The 25,999-nt window shown below is 65.1% G+C and carries 22 protein-coding genes; 8 read left to right on the top strand and 14 right to left on the bottom strand.

All coding sequences use genetic code 11. The annotated features are described in order from the left end of the window. Positions 1-119 precede the first annotated feature (119 nt). On the bottom strand, positions 120-887 hold the full coding sequence (locus tag RX327_RS23930; protein WP_317247289.1) for an SDR family oxidoreductase: 768 nt from the start codon (positions 885-887) through the stop codon (positions 120-122). 76 nt (positions 888-963) lie between these two features. Then, the gene (locus RX327_RS23935; RefSeq protein ID WP_317247290.1) at positions 964-1,671 is read right to left on the bottom strand and encodes a histidine phosphatase family protein; all 708 of its coding nucleotides are present in this window, start codon (positions 1,669-1,671) and stop codon (positions 964-966) included. Positions 1,672-1,810: 139 nt separating this feature from the next. On the opposite strand from RX327_RS23935, the gene RX327_RS23940 reads away from it, so the two are divergent. Next, the gene (locus tag RX327_RS23940; protein ID WP_317247291.1) at positions 1,811-2,596 is read left to right on the top strand and encodes an SDR family oxidoreductase; all 786 of its coding nucleotides are present in this window, start codon (positions 1,811-1,813) and stop codon (positions 2,594-2,596) included. Between the two features lie 664 nt (positions 2,597-3,260). Continuing rightward, complete coding sequence (gene argE, locus RX327_RS23945) at positions 3,261-4,430, top strand: acetylornithine deacetylase (protein WP_317247292.1); 1,170 nt, start codon at positions 3,261-3,263, stop codon at positions 4,428-4,430. Positions 4,431-4,542: 112 nt separating this feature from the next. On the opposite strand, the gene RX327_RS23950 is transcribed toward argE, so the two are convergent. The 3 genes from RX327_RS23950 to RX327_RS23960 all read right to left on the bottom strand — a co-directional run bounded on the left by RX327_RS23950 (position 4,543) and on the right by RX327_RS23960 (position 8,256). Then, entirely contained in the window at positions 4,543-5,457 is a 915-nt protein-coding gene (locus RX327_RS23950) for a DMT family transporter (RefSeq protein WP_410712075.1), read from the bottom strand. A gap of 372 nt (positions 5,458-5,829) precedes the next feature. Further along, positions 5,830-6,888 carry a phosphotransferase family protein gene (locus tag RX327_RS23955; protein ID WP_317247294.1) on the bottom strand — a complete coding sequence of 353 codons (1,059 nt, stop codon included), beginning with the start codon at positions 6,886-6,888 and terminating at the stop codon, positions 5,830-5,832. Positions 6,889-7,023: 135 nt separating this feature from the next. Continuing rightward, entirely contained in the window at positions 7,024-8,256 is a 1,233-nt protein-coding gene (locus RX327_RS23960; protein WP_317247295.1) for an acyl-CoA dehydrogenase family protein, read from the bottom strand. A gap of 330 nt (positions 8,257-8,586) precedes the next feature. On the opposite strand from RX327_RS23960, the gene RX327_RS23965 reads away from it, so the two are divergent. Next, positions 8,587-9,276, top strand: coding sequence for a TetR/AcrR family transcriptional regulator (locus RX327_RS23965; protein ID WP_317247296.1), 690 nt, complete (start codon positions 8,587-8,589; stop codon positions 9,274-9,276). Positions 9,277-9,305: 29 nt separating this feature from the next. On the opposite strand, the gene RX327_RS23970 is transcribed toward RX327_RS23965, so the two are convergent. Further along, the gene (locus RX327_RS23970; protein ID WP_317247297.1) at positions 9,306-9,701 is read right to left on the bottom strand and encodes a RidA family protein; all 396 of its coding nucleotides are present in this window, start codon (positions 9,699-9,701) and stop codon (positions 9,306-9,308) included. A gap of 248 nt (positions 9,702-9,949) precedes the next feature. After that, a complete protein-coding gene (locus tag RX327_RS23975) occupies positions 9,950-11,176 on the bottom strand; it encodes a CaiB/BaiF CoA-transferase family protein (protein ID WP_317247298.1) in 1,227 nt (408 codons plus the stop codon). A 284-nt stretch (positions 11,177-11,460) separates the two neighbouring features. Here RX327_RS23975 and RX327_RS23980 point away from each other — a divergent pair, with 284 nt between their 5' ends. After that, a complete protein-coding gene (locus RX327_RS23980; protein WP_050384821.1) occupies positions 11,461-11,709 on the top strand; it encodes a hypothetical protein in 249 nt (82 codons plus the stop codon). An 82-nt stretch (positions 11,710-11,791) separates the two neighbouring features. Here RX327_RS23980 and RX327_RS23985 read toward each other — a convergent pair whose 3' ends face one another. From RX327_RS23985 to nirB, 3 genes are read right to left on the bottom strand one after another with little or no spacing between them, the layout of a single operon-like run. Further along, complete coding sequence (locus tag RX327_RS23985) at positions 11,792-14,455, bottom strand: molybdopterin-dependent oxidoreductase (RefSeq protein ID WP_317247299.1); 2,664 nt, start codon at positions 14,453-14,455, stop codon at positions 11,792-11,794. Between the two features lie 10 nt (positions 14,456-14,465). Continuing rightward, the gene (gene nirD / locus RX327_RS23990; RefSeq protein ID WP_028335429.1) at positions 14,466-14,795 is read right to left on the bottom strand and encodes a nitrite reductase small subunit NirD; all 330 of its coding nucleotides are present in this window, start codon (positions 14,793-14,795) and stop codon (positions 14,466-14,468) included. Beyond that, positions 14,792-17,251, bottom strand: a complete 2,460-nt coding sequence (nirB, locus tag RX327_RS23995) for a nitrite reductase large subunit NirB (RefSeq protein WP_050384819.1) — start codon at positions 17,249-17,251, stop codon at positions 14,792-14,794. Before nirB ends, nirD begins: the two co-directional genes overlap by 4 nt. A 114-nt stretch (positions 17,252-17,365) precedes the next feature. Here nirB and RX327_RS24000 point away from each other — a divergent pair, with 114 nt between their 5' ends. From RX327_RS24000 to RX327_RS24010, 3 genes are all read left to right on the top strand, one after another. After that, positions 17,366-17,554: a hypothetical protein gene (locus tag RX327_RS24000; RefSeq protein ID WP_152977619.1), complete on the top strand. Its 189-nt coding sequence runs from the start codon at positions 17,366-17,368 to the stop codon at positions 17,552-17,554. Positions 17,555-17,887: 333 nt separating this feature from the next. Further along, positions 17,888-19,147, top strand: coding sequence for an MFS transporter (locus RX327_RS24005; protein ID WP_028335426.1), 1,260 nt, complete (start codon positions 17,888-17,890; stop codon positions 19,145-19,147). A gap of 63 nt (positions 19,148-19,210) precedes the next feature. Continuing rightward, positions 19,211-20,884 carry a bifunctional protein-serine/threonine kinase/phosphatase gene (locus RX327_RS24010; protein ID WP_317247300.1) on the top strand — a complete coding sequence of 558 codons (1,674 nt, stop codon included), beginning with the start codon at positions 19,211-19,213 and terminating at the stop codon, positions 20,882-20,884. 93 nt (positions 20,885-20,977) lie between these two features. On the opposite strand, the gene RX327_RS24015 is transcribed toward RX327_RS24010, so the two are convergent. From RX327_RS24015 to RX327_RS24030, 4 genes are all read right to left on the bottom strand, one after another. Further along, complete coding sequence (locus RX327_RS24015; RefSeq protein ID WP_063779914.1) at positions 20,978-21,604, bottom strand: hypothetical protein; 627 nt, start codon at positions 21,602-21,604, stop codon at positions 20,978-20,980. Beyond that, a complete protein-coding gene (locus RX327_RS24020; protein WP_035631104.1) occupies positions 21,601-22,095 on the bottom strand; it encodes a c-type cytochrome in 495 nt (164 codons plus the stop codon). The genes RX327_RS24015 and RX327_RS24020 overlap by 4 nt, the downstream gene beginning before the upstream one ends. A 122-nt stretch (positions 22,096-22,217) precedes the next feature. After that, complete coding sequence (locus RX327_RS24025) at positions 22,218-23,990, bottom strand: PQQ-dependent dehydrogenase, methanol/ethanol family (protein ID WP_244482069.1); 1,773 nt, start codon at positions 23,988-23,990, stop codon at positions 22,218-22,220. Positions 23,991-24,125: 135 nt separating this feature from the next. Continuing rightward, positions 24,126-24,596: a copper chaperone PCu(A)C gene (locus RX327_RS24030; RefSeq protein WP_317247301.1), complete on the bottom strand. Its 471-nt coding sequence runs from the start codon at positions 24,594-24,596 to the stop codon at positions 24,126-24,128. Positions 24,597-24,724: 128 nt separating this feature from the next. Here RX327_RS24030 and RX327_RS24035 point away from each other — a divergent pair, with 128 nt between their 5' ends. Beyond that, positions 24,725-25,858 (top strand): phosphotransferase, encoded by a 1,134-nt coding sequence (locus RX327_RS24035; RefSeq protein WP_317247302.1) that lies wholly within the window; start codon positions 24,725-24,727, stop codon positions 25,856-25,858. Positions 25,859-25,999 lie beyond the last annotated feature (141 nt).

The raw sequence follows: 25,999 nt of genomic DNA on the forward strand, positions 1-25,999 counted from the left end.
GGCATCCAGTACGCCGCGGCAGTCGTGATGAATCGAGAGGCCTCGGCGTACTGGATCACCCGCTTTCGCGGGTGATGACATCTTGAGTGCGTGGCGCGCTTTGCGCGCCAACGAAACCGTCAACTGATCGTCGCGCCGCCGTCGATCACCATGGTCTGGCCGGTCATGAAGTCGCCGGCCGCAGAGCCCAGGAACACCGCAGCGCCCGCGATCTCGTCGGGAATGCCGATGCGCAGCAGCGGCGAGCGCGAGGTCGAGGCTTTCAGGTTCTCCGGATTGTCCCACAGCGCCTTGGCGAAGTCCGTCTTGATCAGGCCCGGCGCGATGCAGTTCACGCGGATGTTGTGCGGGCCGTATTCACAGGCGAGGTTGCGCGCGAGCTGCATGTCGGCGGCTTTCGAGATCGCGTAGGCACCGAGGATGGTCGAACCTTTGAGGCCGCCGATCGAGGAGACGATGATGATGGAGCCGTCCTTGCGCTCGATCATCTGCGGCACCACCATCGAGATCAGCCAGTTGTTGGCGACGATGTTGTTGTCGAGGATCTTCCTGAACTGATCGTCGGAGATGCCGGCGAGCGGACCGTAATACGGGTTCGAGGCGGCGTTGCAGACCAGCACGTCGATCTTGCCGAAGGCACGGTTGCTCTCGTCGACGAGGTTCTGCAGGTTCTCTTTCGACGAGATGTTGGCCGCGACCGCGACGGCGATGCCCTTGCCGAACTTGTCGTTGATCCCCTTGGCGACCTGCTCGCAGACATCGGCCTTGCGCGAGGAGATCACCACCTTGGCGCCGTGCTCGGCCATGCGCTCGGCGATCGCAAGCCCGATGCCGCGCGTCGATCCCGTGATGACGGCGACTTTCCCCTTCATGTCGAACAAGGTCATGTGTCTCTCCCTGATGTTACGGTGTTTGAATTCTGCGGTGAGCTTAAGCAGCGTCGTGGGGTTGCGATAGCAGCAATCACGCAAGCTTGCTCGCCGGCCTGACTTCAGGCCCGGATGGCTGATGCATCGCGGCGTGGCGCGCATCCGCAATCCACGGCTGCTGGTTCACCATCGGCAGCCGCCAGGTCGACAGGCCTGCGCTCGCGATGTGATCAAGTCGCGTCACCGAGACATTATCGATATCGAACGACAGCCCCCTGTCCGGCTGGCCGCCGAGCGCCAGCCCGACCGCGGCCTTGATGACGCCGCCATGGCCGACGGCGATGATATTCCTGCCCGCTTCCGCGGCGGTGATCCGCACAATGGTGCGGCAGACGCGGTTGTAGAGGTCCATGAAGCTCTCGCCGCCGGGCGCGGGCTCGTTGACATCGGCGAACCAGGCCGTACCCGGCGGACGACTGGCGAGAAACGCGGCGCGGTTCATACCCTGCCACTGGCCGAGATGCTGCTCGGCGAAGTCGCGTTCCTGCGTCATGCTTTCCGGCTTTGGAAACCCGGCAGCCCAGATCGCGTCCGCGGTCTTGTGCGTGCGCTTCAAATTGCTCGAATACCAGACCGCATCGCGCGGCAGCATTTTGGCGACCGCCTCGAACACTTCGACATCGCCGGTGTCGCAGTCGATATCCTCCTGTCCGTAAATGTTGCCGCCGTCGCTGCGCACCGGCGCGTGGCGAACCCACCACCACCGCGTCACCTTCACGTCAGGCTTGTCTGGATTGGACATCGGATGAGCCCTTCAATAGTGTCCCGTCTCGCTGTACGTCACGCCGCACATCGTCTCAAGTGCTTCGGACGTTTGAAATTTTGTTTGAATTCCGTCGCGCGGCAGAGGCGCCACGGATCACGTGAAAAGGGAGAAACGCATGGGCCGCCTGCAAGGCAAATCCGTCATCATCACCGGCGCCGGCAGCGGCATCGGTCGCGCGGCTGCGCTGCTGTTCACCAAGGAAGGGGCCAAGCTGATCGCGGTCGATCGCACCGAGGCCGTGAAGGAGACCGTCAAGCTGGTGCGCGACGCCGGCGGCACCGTCGAGGCCGTCACCGCCGATGCCGGCTCGGAGAGCGACGTGAAGGCCTTCATCGAGAAGGCGGTTTCGAAGTACGGCAAGCTCGATGCGATCTGGGCCAATGCCGGTGTCAGCGGCGGCCTCGTCCCGCTCGCCGACCAGACCGTCGAACACTGGCAGGAAGTGCTGCGCGTCAATTTGATCGGCCCGTTCCTCGCGATCAAGCATTCGATCCCGCACATGACCAGGCAAGGCTTTGGCTCGATCGTCTGCACTGCCTCCGTCGCGGGCCTCAAGGCCGGCGCGAGCGGACATCCCTATGCCGCGAGCAAGGCCGGCGTGATCAGCCTGGTGCAGACCACGGCCTATTCGCTCACCGGCACCGGCGTGCGCATCAATGCGGTCTGCCCCGGCCTGATCGAGACGGGCATGACAAAACCGATCTTCGACCGCGCCAAGGAACGCGGCACCCAGGACAAGATCGGCCAGCTCAATCCGCTCAAGCGCCCCGGCCAGCCGCACGAGCTCGCAGCGATGGGACTGTTCCTGGCGAGCGACGAAGCCTCGTATGTCAACGGCCAGGCATTCCCGGTGGACGGCGGTCTGACGGCATCGATGCCGTACACGGGCAAGCCGATCTAGCAAGGGCGCTCTCCGTTCGCTGGGCCGGTGAAGTCCGAATGGCGCGGTGACGCGGCCACATCCACCACTGTCGTCCCTGCGAAAGCAGGGACCCATACTCCGCAGCCGGAGTTGTGAGCGGGACTCGTCGTTCCGACGTCGCGCAACAAGCAGCATTGGTGGTTATGGGTCCCGGCCTTCGCTGGGACGACGGCAGTGGATGGTCTCCGATTCATGATGACAAATGCGCGGTGTCATCACCCGCGCACGCGCGGGCGATCCAGTATTCCCGAGAAGGATGTGATTGAGCCGAGAGGCCGCGGCATACTGGGTCGCCCGGTCCGAGCCGGGCGATGACACCCGAGAATGGGGATACAGTTTCGCATTCTCGCGACATGAATCGCCCGAGTCTTGAATCGCCCAAGTCTTGCCTTTCGTTCCGCCCCAGGTCCGCGCAACGCGCGACCCGATGATAAACTCCACGAAACCCATCATCTCGCCGCGCGGATATATTCGATGGGTTTCGCTTCGCTCTCCCATCCTACAGGCCTGGACCTCCAATAACCGCCGGCAACGGTCCGAATATTGCTTGGCCTCGGCAGGCCAACCAGCTGCTATACTTCGCTGGCAGGATCGTCCGCACACGCGTAGTTCCTCGCACAATCCCCTCGCAAACGAACAGGCAATGCAAAATCAACGTTCCGACCGCATCCGCAAGCTATTGGCCGACCTCGTCGCCTTCGACACCGTCAGCGACCGCAGCAATCTGCCCCTGATCGACTACATCGAGCGCTACCTCGCCTCGCTTGGCCTCACGGGACAGCGCATCGTCGATGAAACCGGTCAGAAATCCTCGTTGTGGGTCACGATCGGCCCCGAGGACAAGGCCGGGCTGGTGCTGTCGGGGCATACCGATGTCGTGCCGGTTGTCGGACAGGACTGGAACCACAACCCGTTCGAGTTCGTCGAGCGCGATCGCCGGCTGTACGGCCGCGGCACCACCGACATGAAGGGATTTGTCGCGGTGTGCCTTGCCATGGTGCCGGAGATGCGAGAGGCCGGGCTCAAGACCCCGATCCATCTCGCGATCTCCTATGATGAGGAGATCGGCTGCGTCGGCGTCCGCCCGATGCTGCGCGAGGTCGCGAAGAAGAGGATCAAACCGCTCGGCGCCTTCATCGGCGAGCCCACCCAGATGCAGGTCATCATCGGCCACAAGGGCAAGCACGGCGTGCGCGCCACCTTTCGCGGCCTCGCTCGGCATTCCTCGATCGCGCCCGACGGCGTCAACGCGATCGAATATGCCGCCGAGCTGATTGTCGAGATCCGCCGCCGCGCCGAGTTGCTGGCCGCGGATGCCGAACAAGACAGTCTCTACGACGTTCCGCACTCGACGCTGCTCACCAGCATCGTCCACGGCGGCGCCGCGCTCAACATCGTGCCCGACACCTGCACGGTGGATTTCGAATGCCGCGGCATCGGCATCACGGAGTCGCGCGAGGTCACGGATGCAATCGTCGCCTGGGCCAAGGCCGAGCTCGAGCCTGACATGCGCAAGCGGCATCCGGAGTGCGGCATCGATTTCGAGGAGATCCTCGACTACCCCGCCCTCGACACGGCCGCCGACGCCGCGATCGTCACGCTCGCCAAAAGCCTGGCGGGACGGAACGACCATGCCAAGGTCGCCTTCGGCACCGAGGCGAGCCTGTTCTCCAGCATGGCCGATATCCCGTCGGTGGTGATCGGCCCCGGCTCGATCGCGCAGGCGCATACGCCGGACGAGTTCGTGGAAATGTCGCAGCTCGAGGCTTGCGGCGCATTCGTCGCACGGCTGATCGCACATTGTGCGAAGTGATTCGCAAATGATTGCGTAGGATGGGTAGAGCGAAGCGAAACCCATCACCTCGTATCAGCGGCGTCATGATGGGTATCGCTGCGCTCCACCCATCCTACGGATCACGGATGCCTCACAGCCCATCCGGCGGCAGGCCCGGTCCGGTCGCGGCGGGACGGAGCTTATCGCGCTTGCGCTCGCGGTAGAAGGCATAGAGGCCGGAAGCGACGATGATCGCGGCACCCGCGAGCATTGGACCGTCGGGCTTGTGGCCGAAGGCGAGATAGCCCGTCAGCATCGCCCACGGCAGCGCGGTGTAGCGGAACGGCGCCACCGCCGAGATGTCGCCGGTGCGCAGTGACACGATGATGCACTGATAACCGATCAGGATCAGGACCGCGGCCAATGTGAGCAGGCCGAGCGCATTGCCGGACGGCGCCCGCCAGCCGCCGAGCGGGACAAGGACGACAGCACCTGCCGTCGTCACGGTCACGGTGGTGAGCAGCGTGATGAACACCGTCGGCAGATGCTTCGGGATGCGGCGGGTCGCGAGATCGCGCACCGCGCAGAACCCGACCGACGCCAGCGCCAGCAGCGCAGCCTGGCTGAAACCTTCCGCGCCGGGCCGAACGATGACGAGCACGCCGATGAAGCCGGCGGCGATCGCAAGCCATCGCCGCCAGCCGACCGGCTCGCCGAACACCAGCGCCGCGCCCAGCGTGATGACCAGCGGCAGCGCCTGGAAGATCGCCGAGGCGTTGGCGAGCGGGATTTGCGCGATCGCGGAGAGATAGGTCAGCGTGCCGCCGATCTCGCCAAGGACGCGCAGCCCGACCGGCCAGATCAGGAGCACGCTGAAACTGCGCAGCGCGTCATGGTACCAGGCGAGCGCCGCGACCAGCACCATCGCAACCAGGCCGCGCACCAACAGGATCTCGCCGATGTTGAGCTCCGCCGACACCGCCTTGGTGATGGTGTCGTTGACCGTGAAGCTGGCCATGGCCGCAGCCATGAACAGGCTGCCGCGAAGATTCGAGGAGAGGGTCAAAATGAAAATGTCCGATCAGGACCAGGGCGGGCGTTGACCGGACTGACTTGCCAAAGCGGCAGCGCGAACTCAAGTCACAGATGGCTACAATGCGGAAACATGCCGCACCTTGCAGCAGTGGCGCGAACTTTTGGAATCGCGATCGGCCTAGTGCTCCCTCGCCCCGCTCTTGCGGGGGCCGAGACGAGCGAAGGCCGCTCTTCGGGGATTTCGGTGAGGGGCTCTCTCCGCAAGCGATGTGCGTGGATAGTCCGGTACCCCCTCACCCGGATCGCATTTCGCTTCGCTGCATGCGGTCCGACCTCTCCCCGCAAGCGGGGCGAGGTAGAAAGAGAAGCGGCGCGAACCCTGTGGGACCGCGCCGCATTCGGATCAGGTAGCGCCCGCCTTCTGCGCATATTCCCACGACGCCTTCGACAGCGGCACGGTGCGCTTGGCGGATTCGAGCGCCTTGGCGTTGGCGGCGGTGCCGTCGCGGACGCGGCCGGCAATGCCCTGGGTGATGCCGGCGAGACGGAACAGGTTGTAGGCGAAGTACCAGTTGAGATCCGGCACCGGGATGCCGGTCACGTCGCAGTAGATCTGCGCGGCCTCTTCCACGCTCGGGATGTTGAGCGCCTTGAGGTCCGCGCCGTCGAGGCCCGGCATGATCCACTGCATCAGGAGATAGGTGAAGTCGGCCATGGGATCGCCGAGCGTCGACAGCTCCCAGTCCAGCACCGCCTGCACGCGCGGTTCCGTCGCGTGGAAGATCATGTTGTCGAGGCGATAGTCACCATGGACGACTGACACGCGCGCCTGTTCCGGCACCGTCCGCGGCAGCCATTCGGCGACCTTTTCGAACTCGGGAATGTGCTGGGTCTCGGAGGCCCGGTACTGCTTGGTCCAGCGGTCGATCTGGCGCGCGAAATAGTTTCCAGGCTTGCCAAAATCGCCGAGGCCGATCGTAACAGGATCGAACATGTGGAGCTTCGCCAGCGTCTCGATCTTGCTGGTGAAAATCTTGCGCCGGTCGTCCGGCGCCTGGCTCGGCAGCGTCGGATCCCAGAACACCCGGCCCTCCTCCATCGACATGATGTAGAAGGCCGAGCCGATCACCGCGTCGTCGGTGCACAGCGCGTAGGCTTTTGCGACCGGGAAATTCTGCTTGCCGAGCGCGGCGATCACGCGATACTCGCGATCGACCGCATGCGCCGACGGCAGCAATTTGCCGAACGGCTTTCTGCGCATCACGTAGGAGCGCTTCGGGGTGTCGAGCCGGTAGGTCGGGTTGGATTGGCCGCCCTTGAACTGCAGGACCGTGAGCGGGCCCCGATAGCCTTCGACGTGTTCCCTCATCCAGGCGTCGAGACTGGCCTCGTTGATACGATGGCGCTCCTCGACTTCCCTTGTGCCCGAGAATTCTTCGTCTTTCCTGACGCCGTCAGCCACGGTGACGCTCCCTCAACTCGATTTTTCAAGGAGCGCGTCGGGGCGCTCCCTCAATCAGGCTGGCACGCCAGCCTGATCTCTCTTTTTCATTCTGAGCACGATGTGCGCGCGAACGCCATGCGTTCCGCATCATGCTCAGTGCGACGTGTTTGCATACTTCCGAAGTTCAAGCCTGGCAATGGCGCGGTTGTGCACCTCGTCCGGGCCGTCGGCGAGCCGCAGCGTGCGGATGTGGGCGTAGTCCTTGGCGAGGCCCGCCTCGTCCGACACGCCAGCACCGCCAAACGCCTGGATCGCCTCGTCGATGATCTTCAGCGCCATGTTGGGCGCCGCGACCTTGATCATGGCGATCTCGGCCTGCGCGGTCTTGTTGCCGACCTTGTCCATCATGTCGGCGGCCTTGAGGCACAGAAGGCGCGTCATCTCGATGTTGGTACGGGCTTCGCCGATGCGCTGCTCCCACACCGAATGCTCGACGATCTTCTTGCCGAAGGCGGTGCGCGAGGTGAGCCGCTTCACCATCTTCTCCAGCGCCTCCTCGGCCTTGCCGATGGTCCGCATGCAGTGGTGGATGCGACCCGGACCGAGGCGGCCCTGCGCGATCTCGAAGCCGCGGCCTTCGCCGAGCAGGATGTTCTCCTTCGGCACCCGCACGTTGTCGAGCAGCACCTGGGCATGGCCGTGCGGCGCATCGTCGAAGCCGAACACGGGCAGCATCTTCTCGACCTTGATGCCTGATGTGTCGAGCGGAACCAGGATCTGCGACTGCTGCTGGTGCTTGGCCGCCTTGAAATCGGTCTTGCCCATCAGGATCGCGATCTTGCAGCGGGGATCGCCGACACCGGATGACCACCATTTGCGGCCGTTGATAACGTAGTGGTCGCCGTCGCGCTCGATGCGGGTCTCGATGTTGGTGGCGTCGGACGAGGCGACCGCCGGTTCCGTCATCAGGAAGGCGGAGCGGATCTCACCATCCATCAACGGGCGCAGCCATTTGCGCTTCTGCTCCTTGGTGCCGTAGCGCATGAACACTTCCATGTTGCCAGTGTCCGGCGCGGAGCAGTTGAACACCTCGGAGGCCCAGGTGATGCGGCCCATCTCTTCGGACAAGAGCGCGTATTCGAGATTGGTCAATCCCGCACCGCGGAATTCATCATCTTCATGCTCGTTCGGCGGCATGAACATGTTCCAGAGGCCTTCGGCCTTCGCCTTCTTCTTGAGGTCTTCCAGGATCGGGATCACCTTCCAGCGCGGGCCCTCGGCGTCCTGCTTCTCGTAGATCGGCACGGCCGGGCGGACATGCGTTTTCATGAAGGCCTGAACGCGCTCCAGCCACTCCTTCTGCTTGGGCGACATCGTGAAATCCATGGGACGCTCCTCGTTTCCTAGACTTGGGCCGCTGACCTGGGCCGATGACCTGGGCCGTAGCCATTTGTCGACATTGTTGACCCCGCCCCCGCGGCTCGCAAGGGCGTTCGCGGAAGGGCGGCGGTGGTGTGCCGGAAGACCGCCCGTGATCAGCGGATTGACTTTCCCGGCCTTCAAACGATAGTTTCATACAACTGTTTGAATTGCAACTCCCTCGCGTTCGTCATTCCGGGGCAGCCTGCAGGGCTGAACCCGGATCTCGAAGTTGTGGCGCGAGATTCCGGGTTCGACGCCGGCGCATCGCCCCGGAATGACCGGAGGCTCTCAGCCATGGCCAGCGATCATACGAGGTCTGCCATTCTCGCCGCCGCCGAACGGCTTTATGCCGATCGCGGCTTCGGCGACGTGACGCTGCGCGACATCGTCGCGGAGGCCAATGTCAACCTGGCGGCGGTGAACTATCATTTCGGCTCGAAGGACGAGCTGATCGCGGAGCTGTTCGTCACCCGCAGCATCCAGACCAACCGCGAGCGTCTCAACGAACTGCGGGCGGCGGAGGAAAACGGCGGCGGCCGCGCGCCGATCGAGGTGATCTTGCGCGCGCTGGTCGGGCCGACCTTGCGCGGCTGCCTCGGCCCGGCGAACCAGCGCTCCACCGCAGCGCGCTTCATGATCCGCGCCTCGATCGAATCCGTGCCGCCGATCCGCCGCATCAAGAACCGCGAGATCGACCATTTGCGGAAATTCGCCGGCGCGATGCGCCGCGCCCTGCCCGAGCGCAGCGAGGTCGATATCTACTGGGGCCTCAACTTCGCGCTCGCGATGGCGCACCACACCATCCGCGAGAGCGAACGGCTGACGAAGCTGTCGGAAGGCAAATGCGACCTCGACGACGTCCGCGGCATCATCGACCGCGTGGTCACGGTCTCGGTGATGGCACTGACGATGGGCGACGTCCCGAGCAAGCCGGCGCCGCGAACGGTCGCGATGCACGGGCGGCTGACGCGGCAGGATCTCTGAAGCGAGGATGCCGCTACGGCGCCCTGCCCCTAGATCATCGCGATGCAATCGATCTCGACGTCGAACGGACCGAACCATTCCGGCGTGCAGACGAAGATGCGCGCCGGCGGCTGGTGCGGGAAGTACCTTGCATAGACTGCGTTGAAGGTTGTGAAGTGCTTTGCCGAGGTGCAGAACACGTTGCACTTCATCACATTGTCGAGCGTGGCACCCGCAGCCTCGAGGCATTGCTTGAGCTGCTCCATCACCAGCTCGCTCTGCCGCTCGATCGACGCGCCGGCGGCGATCTCGCCGGTTGCGGGGTCGAACGGCGGCAGGCCGGCGACGAAGATCATGTTGCCGGCGCGCGTGACCGGCGAGGTCGGCGCCTTCCAGCGATCGAGAAAGGACGAGATCGGTTCGACGCGGAGCACTTCGCGTTTCATGATTGGCACCTTCGATGAGGGATCGATGGCGCCAATCTAACAGGCGGATGTCAATGATGGTTCGACATCGGCCGAAGTGTTGCTGCGGAATGACGACCCTGGTCCCGTCACCCTGAGGAGCGCGCCCTTTGCGCGCGTCTCGAAGGGTCGACGGCCACCAGCGGGGCTGTTCATCCTTCGAGGCTCGCAAGGGCTCGCACCTCAGGATGACGGAGAAACTCCACCGCCCGCGGCCTCGACGTCAGCGCCTACAGAATCCCCTGCGCCTTCAGTCCCTCGACCTTGGCGTCGTCATAGCCGATGGTCGCCAGGACTTCCTTGGTGTCGGCGCCGAGCAGCGGCGGGGCGCGGTAGGTCTGGATCGGCGTCTCCGAGAGGGTCAGCGCGTTGCGGACCAGCGAAAGATCGGGCTTGAAGGGGTGGTCGACCTTCACCCGCATGCCGCGCGACTGGACGTGCGGATCGGAAAACACCTGCTCGAAATTGTTGATCGGACCTGACGGCACGCCGGCCTCCTCCAGCTTTTCCAGCCAGTAGGCCACCGGCTTCTTCAGGAACAGGCCGGCGAAGATCGCCATGATCTCCTTGCCGTGCACGACGCGATCGTTGTTCTTGACGAAGCGCGGATCGTTCGCGAGCTCGGGCTCGCCGAGGACCGCGCAGGTGCGCTGAAACTGGCCGTCATTGCCGACCACCAGCATCAATTCGCCGTCGGCGCAGCGGAACACGCCGGCCGGCATGCCGCCATTGCCCCAGGTGCCGCGGCGCGGCGGCGTCTTGCCGTTGACGAGATAGATCTGCAGCCAGTGCGACAAGGACGCGATGACGGTATCGAACAGGCAGACGTCAATGTGCTGTCCCTGCCCGCCATTGGCATCACGATGGTAGAGCGCCGAGAGAATCCCGATCGAGGAGTTCATGCCGGTCATGTAGTCGACGATCGACGGGCCGACCTTCATCGGGCCCTCGCCCGGCTCGCCGTCGATATGGCCGGTGACGCTCATCAATCCGCCCATCGCCTGCAGGATGGCATCATAGCCGGCACGCGGCGCATACGGCCCGGTCTGGCCGAAGCCGGTCACCGAGCAATAGATGATGCCGGGATTGATCGCCTTGATGGTCTCGTAGTCGAGGCCGTAGCGCTTGAGATCGCCGACCTTGTAGTTCTCCATGAAGACGTCGGCGTCCTTGGCGAGCTCCCGGACGATCGCCTGCCCTTCCGGCTTGGCGATGTTGACGGTGACGGACTTCTTGTTGCGGTTGGCGCAGAGATAGAACGAATTGTTGTTGTTGGCCTTGCCCTCGGGGTCGGTCAGGTAAGGGGGGCCGAAGGCGCGCGCGTCGTCGCCGGTGCCCGGCCGCTCGATCTTGATCACCTCCGCGCCGAGATCGCCCAGCATCTGGGCCGACAGGGGCCCGGCCAGCACGCGGGTGAGGTCAAGGATCTTGATGCCTGAGAGCGGCAAGGCCGACATGAACCTTCCTCCAAATCTTGCGATATCTTGATTATTCGGCGCCGGACCGCGTCCTGCCCGTTTCTTGAGCGCGCCAGAGCCTGCCGATACACCATTTTAGTGTCGCGAGCACTGCATTGTCGGCATGAAGCCATCCCCGGACGGCCTATGTGCGACGCACCGGGGGGCACCCCCGGGGAACCGGCTGCGAGAATCGGGCGATTGCCGCCACGCGAAATTGTGAAGATGGCCGACACCGATTTGCCGCAGCGTCAGCGGTATTTTGCCGCGACGAGGAAGAAACCATGCGGACGATCACGACGGTCGGGCTGCTGCTGACGCTGCTTGCGGCCGCAATGCCGCCGGTGGACGCGCACGGCGGCCATGGCCATGGCGGTGGGCACAGTCACGGCATGCACGCGGGCGGCGCCGATAGCGCCGGCGGATTTGCTGAGGACAGACGCCGCGGCAACGATGCCTATACCAAGGCAGCCTCGGATGAGGAGGACCGCCTGCTCAACAGCAAGCTGAAGGGCATCTGCCGCGGCTGCTAGAGCATGATCCGGAAAAGTGCGAAGCGGTTTTCCGAGAAGATCATGCTCAAAGAGGCCTCGGACATCGAGCGGATAGGGCAGCTCAGGATGCGATCGCCTGCCGCGGCTGTGCGGTAGCGCCAATCAGCTTGCCGATCTCGGGCTTGCAGCCGCCGCAATTGGTGCCGGCCTTGAGGCAGCGGCCGATCGCATCGACGCTGTCGGCGCCATTCCTGATCTCGGCGGTGATCTGGTGCCGTCCGACGCTGAAGCAGGAGCAGACGATCGGACCGACATCCTCGCCCGCGCCGAACGGCCGTCCGGCCAGCAGCGACATCCGCGCATTGGCCGACAATTGCTGTTCGGCGAACAGCCCTGTCAGCCAGGCCCGCGACGGCAGCGTGTGATCGGGCGCGATGAACACGCAGCCCTCGAGCCGGCCGTCGCGCACCGCCGCGTAGCGGAAGCGTCCCGCCGCCGGATCGCGATAGGCGAGCCATTCGATCTCGACACCTTCGAGGCCGAGCTGTGCCCTCGCCCAGTCGCGCCAGCTCTCCGGGCGAGTGTCGAGCGCGAGCTCCAGCCGCGTGCAATCGCCGGCCTTGCCGTAAACCCAATAGCCGCTTGCCGGACGCCTGATCGCGTCACGGCTCAGGATGAAGGCGTGCCATTTCGGCGCGTAAGGATCGGCCTTGACCGGCGTGTGCTTGGACTCAGGCTGGCCGGACAGCGGATCCGTCGCCGGATTGACCAGCGCGTTGACGCGTCCCTCGCCGGCGAACTCCGCGTTCCAGTGCATCGGCACGAACACGCAGCCGCGGCGCTGGTCGGCGCTGACCACGACACGCGCGATCATCTCGCCCCAGCTGCTGGTCAGCCGCACCAGACCTTCGTTTTGCAGCCCGGCCTGCCGCGCATCCTCCGGGTGAAACTCGGCATAGGGCTCGAAGACGTGCGCCAGCAGCCGGCCGGTTTTGCCGGTCCGGGTCATGGTGTGCCACTGATCGCGCACACGGCCGGTGTTGAGCACCAGCGGAAAGTCGCGGCTGGTGGCGTGGCGCGCCGCGCGCGGCGCCACCGGGACGAAGCGCGCCTTGCGGTCCGGGGTGAAGAATTGCTGGCTCTCGAACATCCGCGGCGTGCCGGCCGGATGGTCTGATGTCACCGGCCACTGCACCGGCGCCAGCGCGTCATAAGCGCCGTCGTCGAGCGCCGCCAGCGCCGAGATATCGAAATCGCGCCGGCCGCTGTTCTCGAAGCCCGACAGCTCGGCGTGCTCGCGGAACACCTCGGCCACCGAGGCGTAGTCGAAGCCCGAATATCCCATCCGACCGGCGACGTCGCAGATGATGCGCCAATCGGGGCGCGCCTCGCCCGGCGCCGGCAGGAACGAGCGCTGACGCGAGATCCGCCGCTCGGAATTGGTCACCGTGCCGGACTTCTCGCCCCAGGCCAGCGCCGGCAGCAGCACGTCGGCATGGCGCGTGGTGTCGGTGTCGCGCATGCAATCCGTCACCACGACGAGTTCGCAGGCGTCGAGTGCAGCGCGGGCGCGATCGGCATCCGGCAGGCTCACCACCGGATTCGTCGAGATGATCCACACCGCTTTGATGCGGCCGTCGGCGATCGCGTCGAACATGTCGACCGCTTTCAGCCCGGCCTTCTCCGCGATCACTGGCGCACGCCAGAACCGCTGCACCAGCTCGCGGTGCGCGGGATTCTCGATCTCCATATGCGCGGCGAGCTGGTTGGCGAGCCCGCCGACCTCGCGGCCGCCCATCGCGTTGGGCTGGCCGGTCAGCGAAAACGGCCCCATGCCGGGACGGCCGATGCGTCCAGTCAGGAGGTGGCAATTGATGATGGCGTTGACCTTGTCGACGCCGCTCGACGACTGGTTGATGCCTTGCGAATACAGCGTGACGACGCGCTCGGTGCGCGTGAACCAGTCGAAGAACAGCCCGACCGCGCCTTCGGTCAGGCCACAGGTCGCCGCGGTCTGCGCGACGGTCTGGCCGCCGATTTGCTTGAGCGCGTCGACGATCCCCGTCGTGCAATTGCCGACAAAGCCGCGGTCGACCGCGTTGCTGCCGGCGAGGAAGGCGAACAGCCCGTTGAACAGCACGGAGTCGCTGCCCGAGCGCAGCGGCAGATGCAGATCGGCGCCCTCGCAGGTCGCGGTGCGGCGCGGATCGATCACCACGATCTTGCAGGCCGGATTCTTCTCCTTCGCCGCCAGCATTCGCTGGTGCAGGATCGGATGGCACCAGGCGGCGTTGGAACCCACCAGGACGAGCAGGTCGGCCTGGTCGAGATCCTCGTAGCAGCCGGGCACGGTGTCGGCGCCGAAAGCACGGCGGTGACCGGCGACCGAGGAGGACATGCAGAGCCGCGAATTGGTGTCGACATTCGCCGTGCCGACAAACCCCTTCATCAGCTTGTTGGCGACGTAATAGTCCTCGGTGAGGAGCTGGCCGGAGAGATAGAACGCGACCGCGTCGGCGCCGTGCTCGCGTATGATCCTGCTAAAGCCATCGGCGACGCGACCGAGCGCATCGTCCCACGCCGCCGGCGCGCCGTCGACAACAGGCTCAAGCAGGCGTCCGTCGAGATCGATGGTCTCGGCGAGCGCCGAGCCCTTGCTGCAGAGCCGGCCGAAATTCGCCGGGTGCTGCTTGTCGCCCTCGACCGTGACGGCACCCGCCGCGTCCTTCGACGCGATGACGCCACAGCCGACACCGCAATAGGGACACGTGGTCTTGACGGACATGCCCGGCCGCTCAGCTCACCGCAGCCGCCTGCCGCACCGACAGCCAGACAACGCCGTTCTCGACCTTGGCCGGATGGGTATGGGTGCAGCCTTCGTCGGGCGCGACCGCCTGCCCGCTCGCCAGCTCGATGACGAAATTATGCAGCGGACAGGTCACGCGCTTGTTGTGCACGATGCCCTGCGACAGCGGCCCGCCCTTGTGCGGGCAGCGGTCGTCGAGCGCGAACACCTCGTCGCTCTCGGTCCGGAACACCGCGATGTTGCCGCCCGGCGTGCGTACCACGCGCGAGCCGAGCCGCGGAATGTCGGTCAATGCGCCGATTTCGATCCACTGGGTCATGCGAGCTCCAATTCGGCGAGAGGCGCGAACTCGTTGCGGTCCACGCCGCGGCTGGCACGCTCGGCCCACGGATCGGTCTGCGCGAACTGCTGCGAATAGCCAAAGCGGGCGAACAGCGCCTTGCGGTTCGCAACGTCGTCGACCACCCGCTTCCTGATCTGCTCGAGACCGACGCGGTCGCACCATTTGTACATGCGCTCGAGATACCAGCCCTCCTCGCGGTAGAGCTGGGTCAGCGCCACGATCACCTCGAGGCATTCGTCCTCGGTCTCGACCTTGGTCAGGAACTCGGTGCCCTTGATGTGCAAGCCGGCGGCGCCGGCGAAATGGATCTCGTAACCGGAATCGACGCAGACCACGCCGACGTCCTTGCAGGTCGCCTCCGCGCAGTTGCGCGGGCAGCCGGAGACGCCGAGCTTGACCTTGGCCGGCGTCCACGAGCCCCACATGAACTTCTCGAGCTTGACGCCGAGGCCGGTGGAATCCTGGGTGCCGAAGCGGCACCATTCGGAGCCGACGCAGGTCTTCACCGTGCGCAGGCCCTTGGCGTAGGCGTGGCCCGACACCATGCCGGCGTCGTTGAGGTCGGCCCACACCGCCGGCAGGTCTTCCTTCTTGACGCCGAGCAGGTCGATGCGCTGGCCGCCGGTGACCTTCACGGTCGGGATGTTGAACTTCTCGGCGACGTCGGCGATTGCGCGCAGCTCGCTCGGCGTCGTGACGCCGCCCCACATCCGCGGCACGACCGAATAGGTGCCGTCCTTCTGGATGTTGGCGTGGACGCGCTCGTTGATGAAGCGCGACTGCTGGTCGTCGCGATATTCGCCCGGCCAGGTCGCAAGCAGATAGTAGTTCAGCGCCGGGCGGCAGGAGTGGCAGCCGTTCAGGGTCTTCCACTCCATGAAGCGCATGACCGCGGGAATGGTCTTGAGCTGCTGCTCGACGATCACGCGGCGAACGTCGTCGTGGCTGTGATCGGTGCATTTGCACAGCGGCTTGACCTTCGGCGCCGCCGAATAGTCGCCGCCGAGCGTGAACGCCAGCACCTGCTCGACGAGCCCGGTGCAGGAGCCGCAGGACGACGATGCCTTGGTATGGGCGCGGACGTCGTCGAGCGTGAACAGTTTCTTCTCGCTGATCGCCTTGACGATGGCGCCCTTGCAGACGCCGTTGCAGCCGCAGATCTCGGTCTCGTCGCTCATCGCGGCAACCGAGCTCTGGCCGCTGACGCCGCCATCGCCGAGATTGGCGGCGCCGAACACCAGGCGCTCGCGCATATGCGAGACGTCGGTGCCGTCGCGCAGATGCTGGAAGTACCAGGGGCCGTCGATGGTGTCGCCATAGAGCACGGCGCCGACGATCTTCTTGTCCTTCAGGATGATGCGCTTGTAGACGCCGCGGTTGGCGTCCTGCAGCACGATCTCCTCCTTGTCCGGCCCCGGCGCGAAGTCGCCGGCCGAGAACAGGTCGATGCCGGTGACCTTCAGCTTGGTCGAGGTGACCGAGCCGTCATAGGTGGCAAAGCCCTTCATCGCGAGGTGGTTGGCGCAGACCTTGGCCTGGTCGAACAGCGGCGCGACGAGACCGTAGGTCTGGCGGCGGTGCTGCACGCACTCGCCGACCGCGTAGATGCGGCCGTCATAGGTCTGCATGGTGTCGGAGACGACGATGCCGCGCTCGCAGTACAGCCCGGCCTTCTTGGCGAGCTCGAAATTCGGGCGGATGCCGACCGCCATCACCACGAGATCGGCCGGCAGCTCGGTGCCGTCGCCGAACCGCACGCCGGTGACGCGGTCCTCGCCCAGGATGGCCTGGGTCTGCGCCGGCATCTTGAACACCATGCCGCGCTCTTCCAGCGACTTGCGCAACAGGCCGCCGGCCACCGGATCGAGCTGACGCTCCATCAGCGTGTCGAGCAGATGCACGACCGTGACGTTCATGCCGCGCTTCATCAGCCCGTTGGCGGCTTCGAGGCCCAACAGGCCGCCGCCGATCACCACCGCGTTGCGATAGTCGGTCGAGGCCTTGATCATGCGATCGACGTCATAGATGTCGCGGAAGCCGATCACGCCCGGCAGGTCCTTGCCCGGCAGCGGCAGCATGATCGGGTTTGAGCCCGTCGCGATCAGCAGGCGGTCATAGGGCACCCGCTCGCCGGCTTCGGTGACGACTTCGCAGGTGCGGCGATCGATCATGGTGATCGTCTCGCCCTTGCGCAGCGTGATGTTGTTGTCCTCGTACCAGTCGACGGTGTTGAGCATGATGTCGTCGACGGTCTTCTCGCCGGCGAGCACCGGCGACAGCAGGATGCGGTTGTAATTGCCGTAGGGCTCGGAGCCGAACACCGTGATGTCGTAGAGATCGGGGGCGCGCTCCAGCAGCGCCTCGACCGTCCGGATGCCGGCCATCCCGTTGCCGATCACCACGAGCTTCTGCTTGGTCACTTTGTCGAGCATGGTCCGCCTTTCAATTCCGACGGCGCTGCGCAGCGACGCGGCGTGCGTCGTTGATGGGCACCGATAAAGGTTTGGAGTTGTAGGAAGCCCAGCCGCGGGCGCAGACCGTCTTCGATGACGACCGATGTTCCGTTATTGATTGATATTCAAAACGCGTGCCAACTCGTGACGGGCGAATCCGGCTGCAAAATCAAGAGGTTTCCGGCCGATCAAAATCCGTCAGTCCGCGCGCTGCGCCGACAGCCGGCCGAAATTTTAGCCACGCCGATGATCTCTTGTGCATCACAGCATCGCGGGCCGTGATGGCAATCGCGAAATCGCATTTGATGCGCGATCGCACGGACTTGGCGCATCGCACAAAAAAGCACCAGCCTGCGCGTTTGCGCGGCGGCACCTGCCGCAAGCCACGGCACGCGCGGCGGCGGAACGCTGTCCGCGATTGCGTGGCAACGTCTTGCGACTGCACGGCAAAGCGACGCGGCCGGATCGATGGCACGGTAATTGCTGACCACAGCTGTTGACGGAGTGCGTCTCAACGACGAGCGCACTCACCATTCACCAACATTCCATTTGTCTGCGCCCGAGATGGCCGCGCTTTTGCGGCTGCCTCCGCCGCATCAACGCGAGATGCTTGCGATGAAGCTAGCCGAGTTCAAGAAGGCAGGTCACTGGCCGACACTGCTTGCCGCGTTCCTGTACTTCGACATCAGTTTCATGGCGTGGGTCGCTCTTGGACCGCTGATCGTCTACATCGCGCGCGACATGAATCTGGCCGTGAACGAGAAGTTCACCCTCGTTGCCATTCCCGTGCTCGCCGGCGCGCTGTTGCGGGTGCCGATGGGCATTCTCGCCGACATCATCGGCGCCAAGCGCACCGGCATCATCGCCCAGCTCGTCGTGATCGCCGCGACTGCTGCAGTGTGGCACTTCGGGCTGACCAGCAAGCTCGCGATCGAGCTGTTCGGGCTTGCGCTCGGCGTCGGCGGCGCCTCGTTTGCCGTCGCCCTGCCCCAGGCGAGCCGCTGGTATCCGCCGCAATATCAGGGCGTGGTGATGGGCATCGCCGGTGCCGGCAATATGGGCGTCGTGCTCGACACGCTGCTTGCGCCGACCATTGCCGAGCATTGGGGCTGGCAGGCCGTATTCGGCTGCCTGCTTATTCCGATGCTGATGGTGCTCGCCTATTACGCGTTTGCAGCCAAGGACGCGCCGGGCGAGCGTAAGAAGGTCTCGCTGCAAGCCTACGGCGCACTGCTGAAGGATTCCGACAGCCGCTGGTTCATGTTCTTCTACTTCATCACCTTCGGCGGCTTCGTCGGCCTCGCCAACGCGCTGCCGCTCTATTTCACCGTGCAGTATCATGTCTCCGGCGTCGCGGCGGGCATGCTGGTCGCGCTGATCGTCGCGTTCGGCTCGGGATTCCGTCCCGTCGGCGGCATGATCGCCGACCGGATCGGCGGCATTCGTTCGCTGTCGATCCTGTTCGGTGTCGTGGTCGCCGCCTATCTCGTCATCGCCTTCATGCCGGAGGGCCCGACGGCGCCGACGCAGGCCGGCTGGGCATTGACCGAATTGCCGCGCATTGCCTGGATCTCGGTGCTGCTGTTCTCGATCGGCGTGCTGGCGCTCGGCATGGGCAACGGCGCGGTGTTCCAGCTGATCCCGCTGCGCTTCCGTCACGAGATCGGCCTGATGACCGGGCTGGTCGGCTGCGCCGGCGGCGTCGGCGGCTTCTTCCTTGCCCAGACGCTCGGCGCCGCCAAGGGCATGACCGGCGGCTTCGGCGCCGGCTTCCTCTTCTTCGGCGGGCTGGCGTTGCTTGGCTTCATCGGACTTGCCATGGTCAAGGTCCGTTGGCGCACCACCTGGGGCGCGGTATCGGGAGCGCGCGTCTGAGGACCCCGCTCCGCAACGTGACGGGGCTCGGACGTGGCGAACGGTTCGCAACGGGACTTGGGGGTGCGCGTCGGCTTCGCGAGCGAGACCGGCAAGCGCGCCGCCAATGAGGATTATGTCGCGGCCTGCTTGGGCCAGCCGGGCACGCTGCATCGCGATGTCGTGGCCGCGGTCGCCGACGGCGTCGGCGGCCACAAGGGCGGACGCGAGGCCGCGGAGGTCGCGGTCCGCAGCTTCATCGACGCCTATTATTCGTTGCCCGAGACGCTCGGCGTCCGCCGCCGCGCAGCGCGGGCGCTGGAAGCCGCCAATAGCTGGATCTACGGCCAGGGCCGCGTCGATGCCGCGCGCAGCGGCATGGCCTGCGCGTTCTCCTCGATCATCCTGTCGCGGCGGCAATGCCATGTGATCCATATCGGCGACACCCGTGCCTATCGCCTGAGCGACGGCCGACTGGAACGCCTGACGCAGGACCATATCGCCGGCCGCGGCGACCTCGCCCACATGCTGAGCCGCGCCATCGGTTTCGAGGAGTTCGCCCGCTTCGACTACACGTCCCTCGGGCTCCGTCAGCACGACCGCCTGCTGATCTGCAGCGACGGGGTTCACGGCACGCTCGGCGATTTGCGCCTCCAGCAATTGCTGGAGGAGCGCACGCCGCCCGACGAGTCGGCGCGCAGCATCGTCGATGCCGCGCTCGCGGCCGGCAGCAGCGACAACACGACCGCGCTGGTGCTCGACGTCGTCGACCTGCCACCGGCGGATCGCGACGATCTTACGCACGCGATCGCGACGCTGCCGATCCTCGATCTGCCGGTGACCGGCGATACGATCGACGATTTCAGCCTCGGCGACGTCCTGTCCGACGGACGCTACAGCCGCCTGTTCAAGGCGACCGACAAGCGCGCCGGCCGCGAAGTGGTGCTGAAGTTTCCACATCCGCGGGTCGCGAGCGAAGGCTCCTACCGCCTCGCCTTCGTGCGCGAGGCGTGGGTCGCCGCGCGCGTGCGCAGCCTCTGGATCGGCGAAATCATCGAGGTGCCGGCGGAGCGGCAGACCAGGCTCTATTCGGCGATGCCGCTCTACGAGGGCGAAACGCTCGAGCAGCGGCTTGGCCGCGCGCCGCGGCTGTCGCTCACCGACGGCATCGCGATCGCGACCAAACTGGTGCGCGCGGTCACCGCGCTGCACCGCGCCGGCATCATCCATCGCGACATCAAGCCCGACAACGTGATCCTGTTGAAGGACGGCGGGTTGCGCCTTGTCGACCTCGGCGTCGCGCGGGTGCCGCTGCTCGAGGATTTTCCCGCCGAGGACATTCCGGGCACCGCGAGCTACATGGCGCCCGAGCTATTCGGCGGCAAGGCCGGCGACGAGGCCTCCGACCTGTTCGCGCTCGGCGTCACGGTCTATCGCATGTTCACCGCGAACTATCCGTTCGGCGAGATCGAGCCGTTCTCGCGGCCGCGCTTCGGCAAGCCCGCGCCGCTGTCGCGCTACCGGCCGGACCTGCCGGCCTGGCTCGACGCGGTGATCGGCAAGGCGCTCAGCGTCGACCCGGCACAACGCTTCGGCGATGCCATCGAGTTCGCGCACGAACTGGAAAACGGCGCGACCTGGGCCGGCCCCGCCGTCACGACCCGCAAATCGCTGCACGACCGCGATCCCGTGACCTTCTGGAAGGTGCTGTGCGCGATCCTGGCCCTGATCATCGTGGTGCTGCTGGCGCGGCACTGAAGCAGGATGATCTTGCTTCGAGTCGCGAGCACCGGACTCCGCTTCACCTCGCCCCGCCTGCGGGGAGAGGTCGGAACGCATCGCTCATCACGCTCAGGACCCGGCGCGGCGGATCGTGATCCGGGTCTCGTCGGTCATGTCCTTCAACTCCTTGTTCGGCTCGCGATAGAGATGACGCTCGATCTCGACCGTGCGGCCGTCGATCGTCTTGGTGCATTTCTCGTCGACAAATACGCCGCCGACCTCCTGCTTGTCGGCGCCCGGCTGTGCCTTCGAACAGGTCCAGCCGTCCTCGCCATAGCGCGATCTCGCCTGCAGGCCGAGCAGGAAGGCCTTCTTGCGCAGATAGAGCCGCGCCTTCGGATCGGTCTCGATCATCAGCGCCGCGATCTTGGCGTCCTTGTCGATCATGACGGTGAGGATCGCGGGATGGCCGCCGACCATGGTGCCTTCCCGCCCGCTCTCGCGATCATACTCGAAGCGGATGCTGCGCAGCCGGTCCGGTCCGGCCTGGCAAGCCTGCCACTGCGCCCAGTCGGCCAGTCTGTGGGTCTTCTCGCCGACGCAGGTCAGGTTGATGTAGCCCGCGTCCGGCACGCTGCTGATCGCCATTCCGACGCTGATGTCGCGCAGGTCTCCCGCGGTCGCCATCGCCGGCACCGCTGCCGTGACGGTGACAGCGAAGACCAAGCCACGGATTGCCGATCCTTGCTTGCTCATGGCTTTGCCTTCTCGCTCTGGTCGGACGGCGCGGCGGCGTGGCCGGCCTCCTTGTAGATGTTGCAGACCCGCGAGCCATCGCCGAAGAACGCGATGCATTCATCGTAGGTCGGCTCGCCCTTGCCCTTGACGCGGGCGAGCACGTAGTCGGCGACGGCCTCGATCTCGTTCGGACGCAGGAACACATTCGCTTCGGGCGGCATGCGGTCCGCGACGTCCTGCCGGGTCATCTCATAGCATTTCGTGGTATCGTAGGAGCCGCGCACGAAGAACGGCATGCCGGTGCCCGGCCGCCCGCACGTCACGGTCTCGATGATCTGCTCGCGGGTCAGCTCGGTCTTGCGCAGCGACAGCGCGTCGCCGCCATAGCCGCCGCCGCCATTGCCGTGCCATTTGTGGCAGCCGACGCAATTGCCGCGCTTGAACACCGCCTTGCCCGCATCGGTGGGATCGCTCGCCGACTGAGCTTGCGCGGTACCGATAAATCCCATCACCAGCGCGCAGCCGAGCCACGCGCCAACCAGCCAATTTTTTTTCATTTGTTTTGTTTCTTGTCTTTCTCGGCCAACTCGACGCGGGAGGCCTCGGTGAGAGACCTCCCGCGCTTGCGACGTCAGAGGGCGAACACGTAGAGCATCGAGCCCGGCTGCATCCGCTTCAGCTCGGGCGTGGCATCGATGAACCACTTGTCCCAGGCTCCGCCGAGGCCGACCAGGATCGCGACGTACTGCTTGCCGTCCACCGAGAACGTCATCGGAGGCGCATTGACGCCGCCGCCGGTGTTGAACTGCCAGAGTTGCTGCAGCGATTTCGCGTCATAGGCGATCACCTCGCCGGACGGCTGTCCGGAGAACACGAGGTCGGGCGTTGCCAGGATGCCGCCGAGGTTCGGGAATTCGGTCTCCGCCTTCCCTGCCACCTTGCCGGTGGTGACGTCGATCGCGGTGACGCTGCCGGTGATCTTGACCGGCTGGCTCGGTCCGCCGCCCGTGAAGAACTCGCGCTTCTTCAACTTGTCAGGCGTCGTCTCCTCGACCGTGATCCGGTTGCAGCTCTCGATCACCGGGATGTACCAGAGCTTCAGGTTCGGATTATACGCGGTCGGCGGCCAGTTCTTGCCGCCCATGTTGCCGGGGCAGATGTCCGTCACCTTGTTGGTGCGGCTTGGCGTCACCGCAGCGTTGTAGCGCTGCACGCCTTGCTTCGGATCATACTCCACCGGCTTGCCGGATTCGGGATCGAGCCCCTTGGTCCAGGTCACCTTCTTGACGAACGGCAGACCCCAGATGAACTTGCCGCTGTTGCGGTCGATCGCATAGGCAAAGCCGTTGCGGTCGGCCTCGAGCGCGAGCTTCTGCGTCGTGTTGTTCGGACCGGGGACGTCGACCAGCACGTTCTCCGCCACGCTGTCATAGTCGTAGGGATCGTTCGGCGTGTGCTGGTAGTGCCACTTGATCTTGCCGGTGTCGGCATCGAGACCAAGCGAACTATCGGTGTAGAGGTTGTCGCCGGGCCGGTATTCATTATCCCAGTCCGGTCCGGGATTGCCGACGCCCCAGACGATGGTGTTGGTCGACGGGTCGAAGCTGCCGGTGACCCAGGTCGATCCGCCGCCGCTTGCCTTGGCGTCCTTGTCGTCCTTCCAGGTCTCGTGGCCGGCCTCGTCCTTGCCCGGGATGGTGTGGGTGCGCCACACTTCCTTCTGGCTCTTCAGGTCGGTCGCGGCGATCCAGCCGCGAATGCCGTATTCGGCGCCCGCCACGCCTGTAATCGCCATGTCCTTGACGATCAGCGGTGCGCCGGTGATCACCTCGCCCTTGTCGGGATCGGCGACCTGGCGCTGCCAGGCGACCTGTCCGGTCTCCTTGTTGGTCGCGATCAGGCGACCGTCGAGCGTGTGCGAGACGACGAGGTTGCCCCACAATGCAACGCCGCGGTTGTCGACGCCGCAGCAGGCGACCGCGCCGGCCCAGTCGTGGTCGGTCTTCGGATCCATCTTCCAGAGCAGCACGCCTTTGCCGCCATGCGCATCGATCTTGTAGACCGAACCCCAGCCGTCGGTGACATACATGAAGCCGTTCTCGACGATCGGCGTCCCCTCCAGGCCGCCATGCGACCAGATTCCGCCGCCCTCGACGCCGCCGAGATGCATGGTCCAGGCGACCTTGAGGTTTTTGACGTTGTCCTTGTTGATATCGGCCAACGACGAGAAGCGCGTCGCCGCATAGTTCTTGTGGTGGTGCAGCCAGTTGCCTGCTTCCTTGTCAGCATTGAGCAGACGGTCCTGGCCGACATCGTCGGCGAGCGCGAAAGAGCCCGCGAAGGTCGCTGCGGATGCTACTGCCGCGGCGAGCATATGTGACTTTACCCAATTCAACCTTGTCATGAGTTCATTTCCTCCGGATCTAGCATTCTTCATTGATCGAACCGCCCGTCACACACGGGCGATCACGCGAGAAGCCTTGAGTCCCGGCGCATGGCTGTGCACCACCCGCCGTCTTCTTGAGTCACTTGTGTGAGGTCACTTCTGGACCTGTACCTCCGTCTCGATGGTGCCTGCTTTCTGAAAAACGATCGCGCATTTGAAGGTCTCGCCCGGCGTGAGCGCCTGACGCATCTGCAGCAGCATGACGTGATAACCGTCACGCTTCAGCTCGAGCATTGCCTTTGCCGGCACTGGTATATTGGATATCGAGCGCATCGCCGGTGCGCCCTCGCCGCGATCCACAGTATGACGCTCGGAAAAATTCGCAACCGGGCAGCGGACACGAAGCAGCGCATCGGCGCTGTCGGCCTCGTTCTTGATCGTCATCGTCAACGGAAGGTCCCCGCCCGCTTTGTCGACCGCCGGCACGCGCGCGTCCACAATCTGCAAGGACTCGTTCGCGGCGGCGTTATGCATCACTCCGAACGTGCTGATCAGGCAGAATAATGGCAACGCGATCGATGATCGGCACGCAACGGCGCAATGCAACTCCCGCTCGAACGACATCAAGTTCTCTCCCAACATGATTTTTGCAGCATTGTTTCACGCTTCGTCGTGCGCTTCCAGCAATAGATCGCGAACGCTGCATCAACGCGATTTTGGGCACGCATAGCGGCCATGCTAACTTCTTGCGCATGAGTGCTCTCGATAAACTTCCGCCGGCACAGCGCGACGCAGCACATGCCGCACTGCATCAGGTGATCGGCACCGCCGCGATCGAGGCCGTCACATCGGTCTCGGGCGGCGCAACGTCGGCGCAATTGTTCCGGATCGGTTCAGGTGGCGAGAATTATTTGCTCCGAATCGAAGGAATGCCGAGTCCGCTGCGCAATCCGTTTCAGTATGTGTCGCTCAGGATCGCCGCCGAGGCCGGCATCGCGCCGCGACTCCATTATGTCGACGAGGCCTCGCGCGTCGCGGTGATGGATTTTGTGCAGCGGCAGCCGCTCGGCCGCTATCCCGGCGGCCTGCCGGCCCTGGCGAAGGCGCTCGGCGAATTGCTGGCGCGCCTGCAGGCGACGCCGGCCTTTCCCGCCTTCGTGCGCTACCCCGACATCGTGGCCCGGCTATGGGCCCATGTCGGCCGCACCGGTCTGTTCGCACCCGGCGTGCTCGACCGCTGCGACGCGCATCTCGCGCGGATCCGCGCTGCCTATGCCTGGGATGAGGCCAACTCGGTGTCGAGCCACAACGACTTGCTCCCCGCCAACATCCTGTTCGACGGCAACAGGCTCTGGATGGTCGACTGGGAATCCGCCTATCGCACAGATCCGCTGGTCGACCTTGCGATTGTCGGCGACAGCCTGGCGAGGACGCCGGAGCTGGAGCACATCTTACATCGTACCTGGCTCGGCCGCCCGCTCGACGAGGCGCTGCGCGCACGGCTCGCACATGTCCGCGCGCTCACCCGGCTCTACTATGCCGGCGTGCTGCTCAGCGCATCGGCGACGGCGCCGCGCATCACACCCGACACGAGCCTTGCGGCACCGACGCTTGCCGAGCTCGCAGAAGCCACACGCGCCGGCCGGCTCAAGGCCGGTACGCCGGCGGCCAAGCACGTGCTGGGCAAGATGTTCGTCGCCGCGTTCCTGACCGAGGTCGCAACGCCCGGCTTCGATCTTCGGTCTGACGTTCAACCCGGCGGATTGAACGTCGACGGAAAGAACTGCGGCGCAGCTCACTGCGGCACCGGGTGCAGCCTTGCGAGCTGGTCGAGCGACAATTCGGCCTCGCGATCGCTCAGGGGAAAACGCACGATCACATCCTGACGCGCCAGCTGGCCCCACAGCGCGTCCGACGACCATTTCTGCGGCTCGGGTCCGCGCGGACCGTCGACCCAGATGAAATACCATTCCGGCATGGACGCGACCAAAGCTCCTCGCCGGAACATTGGTCCTTCGCCGGCCAAT

Origin of the sequence: Bradyrhizobium sp. BEA-2-5, from assembly GCF_032918025.1 — a bacterium.
Lineage (GTDB): Bacteria > Pseudomonadota > Alphaproteobacteria > Rhizobiales > Xanthobacteraceae > Bradyrhizobium > Bradyrhizobium pachyrhizi.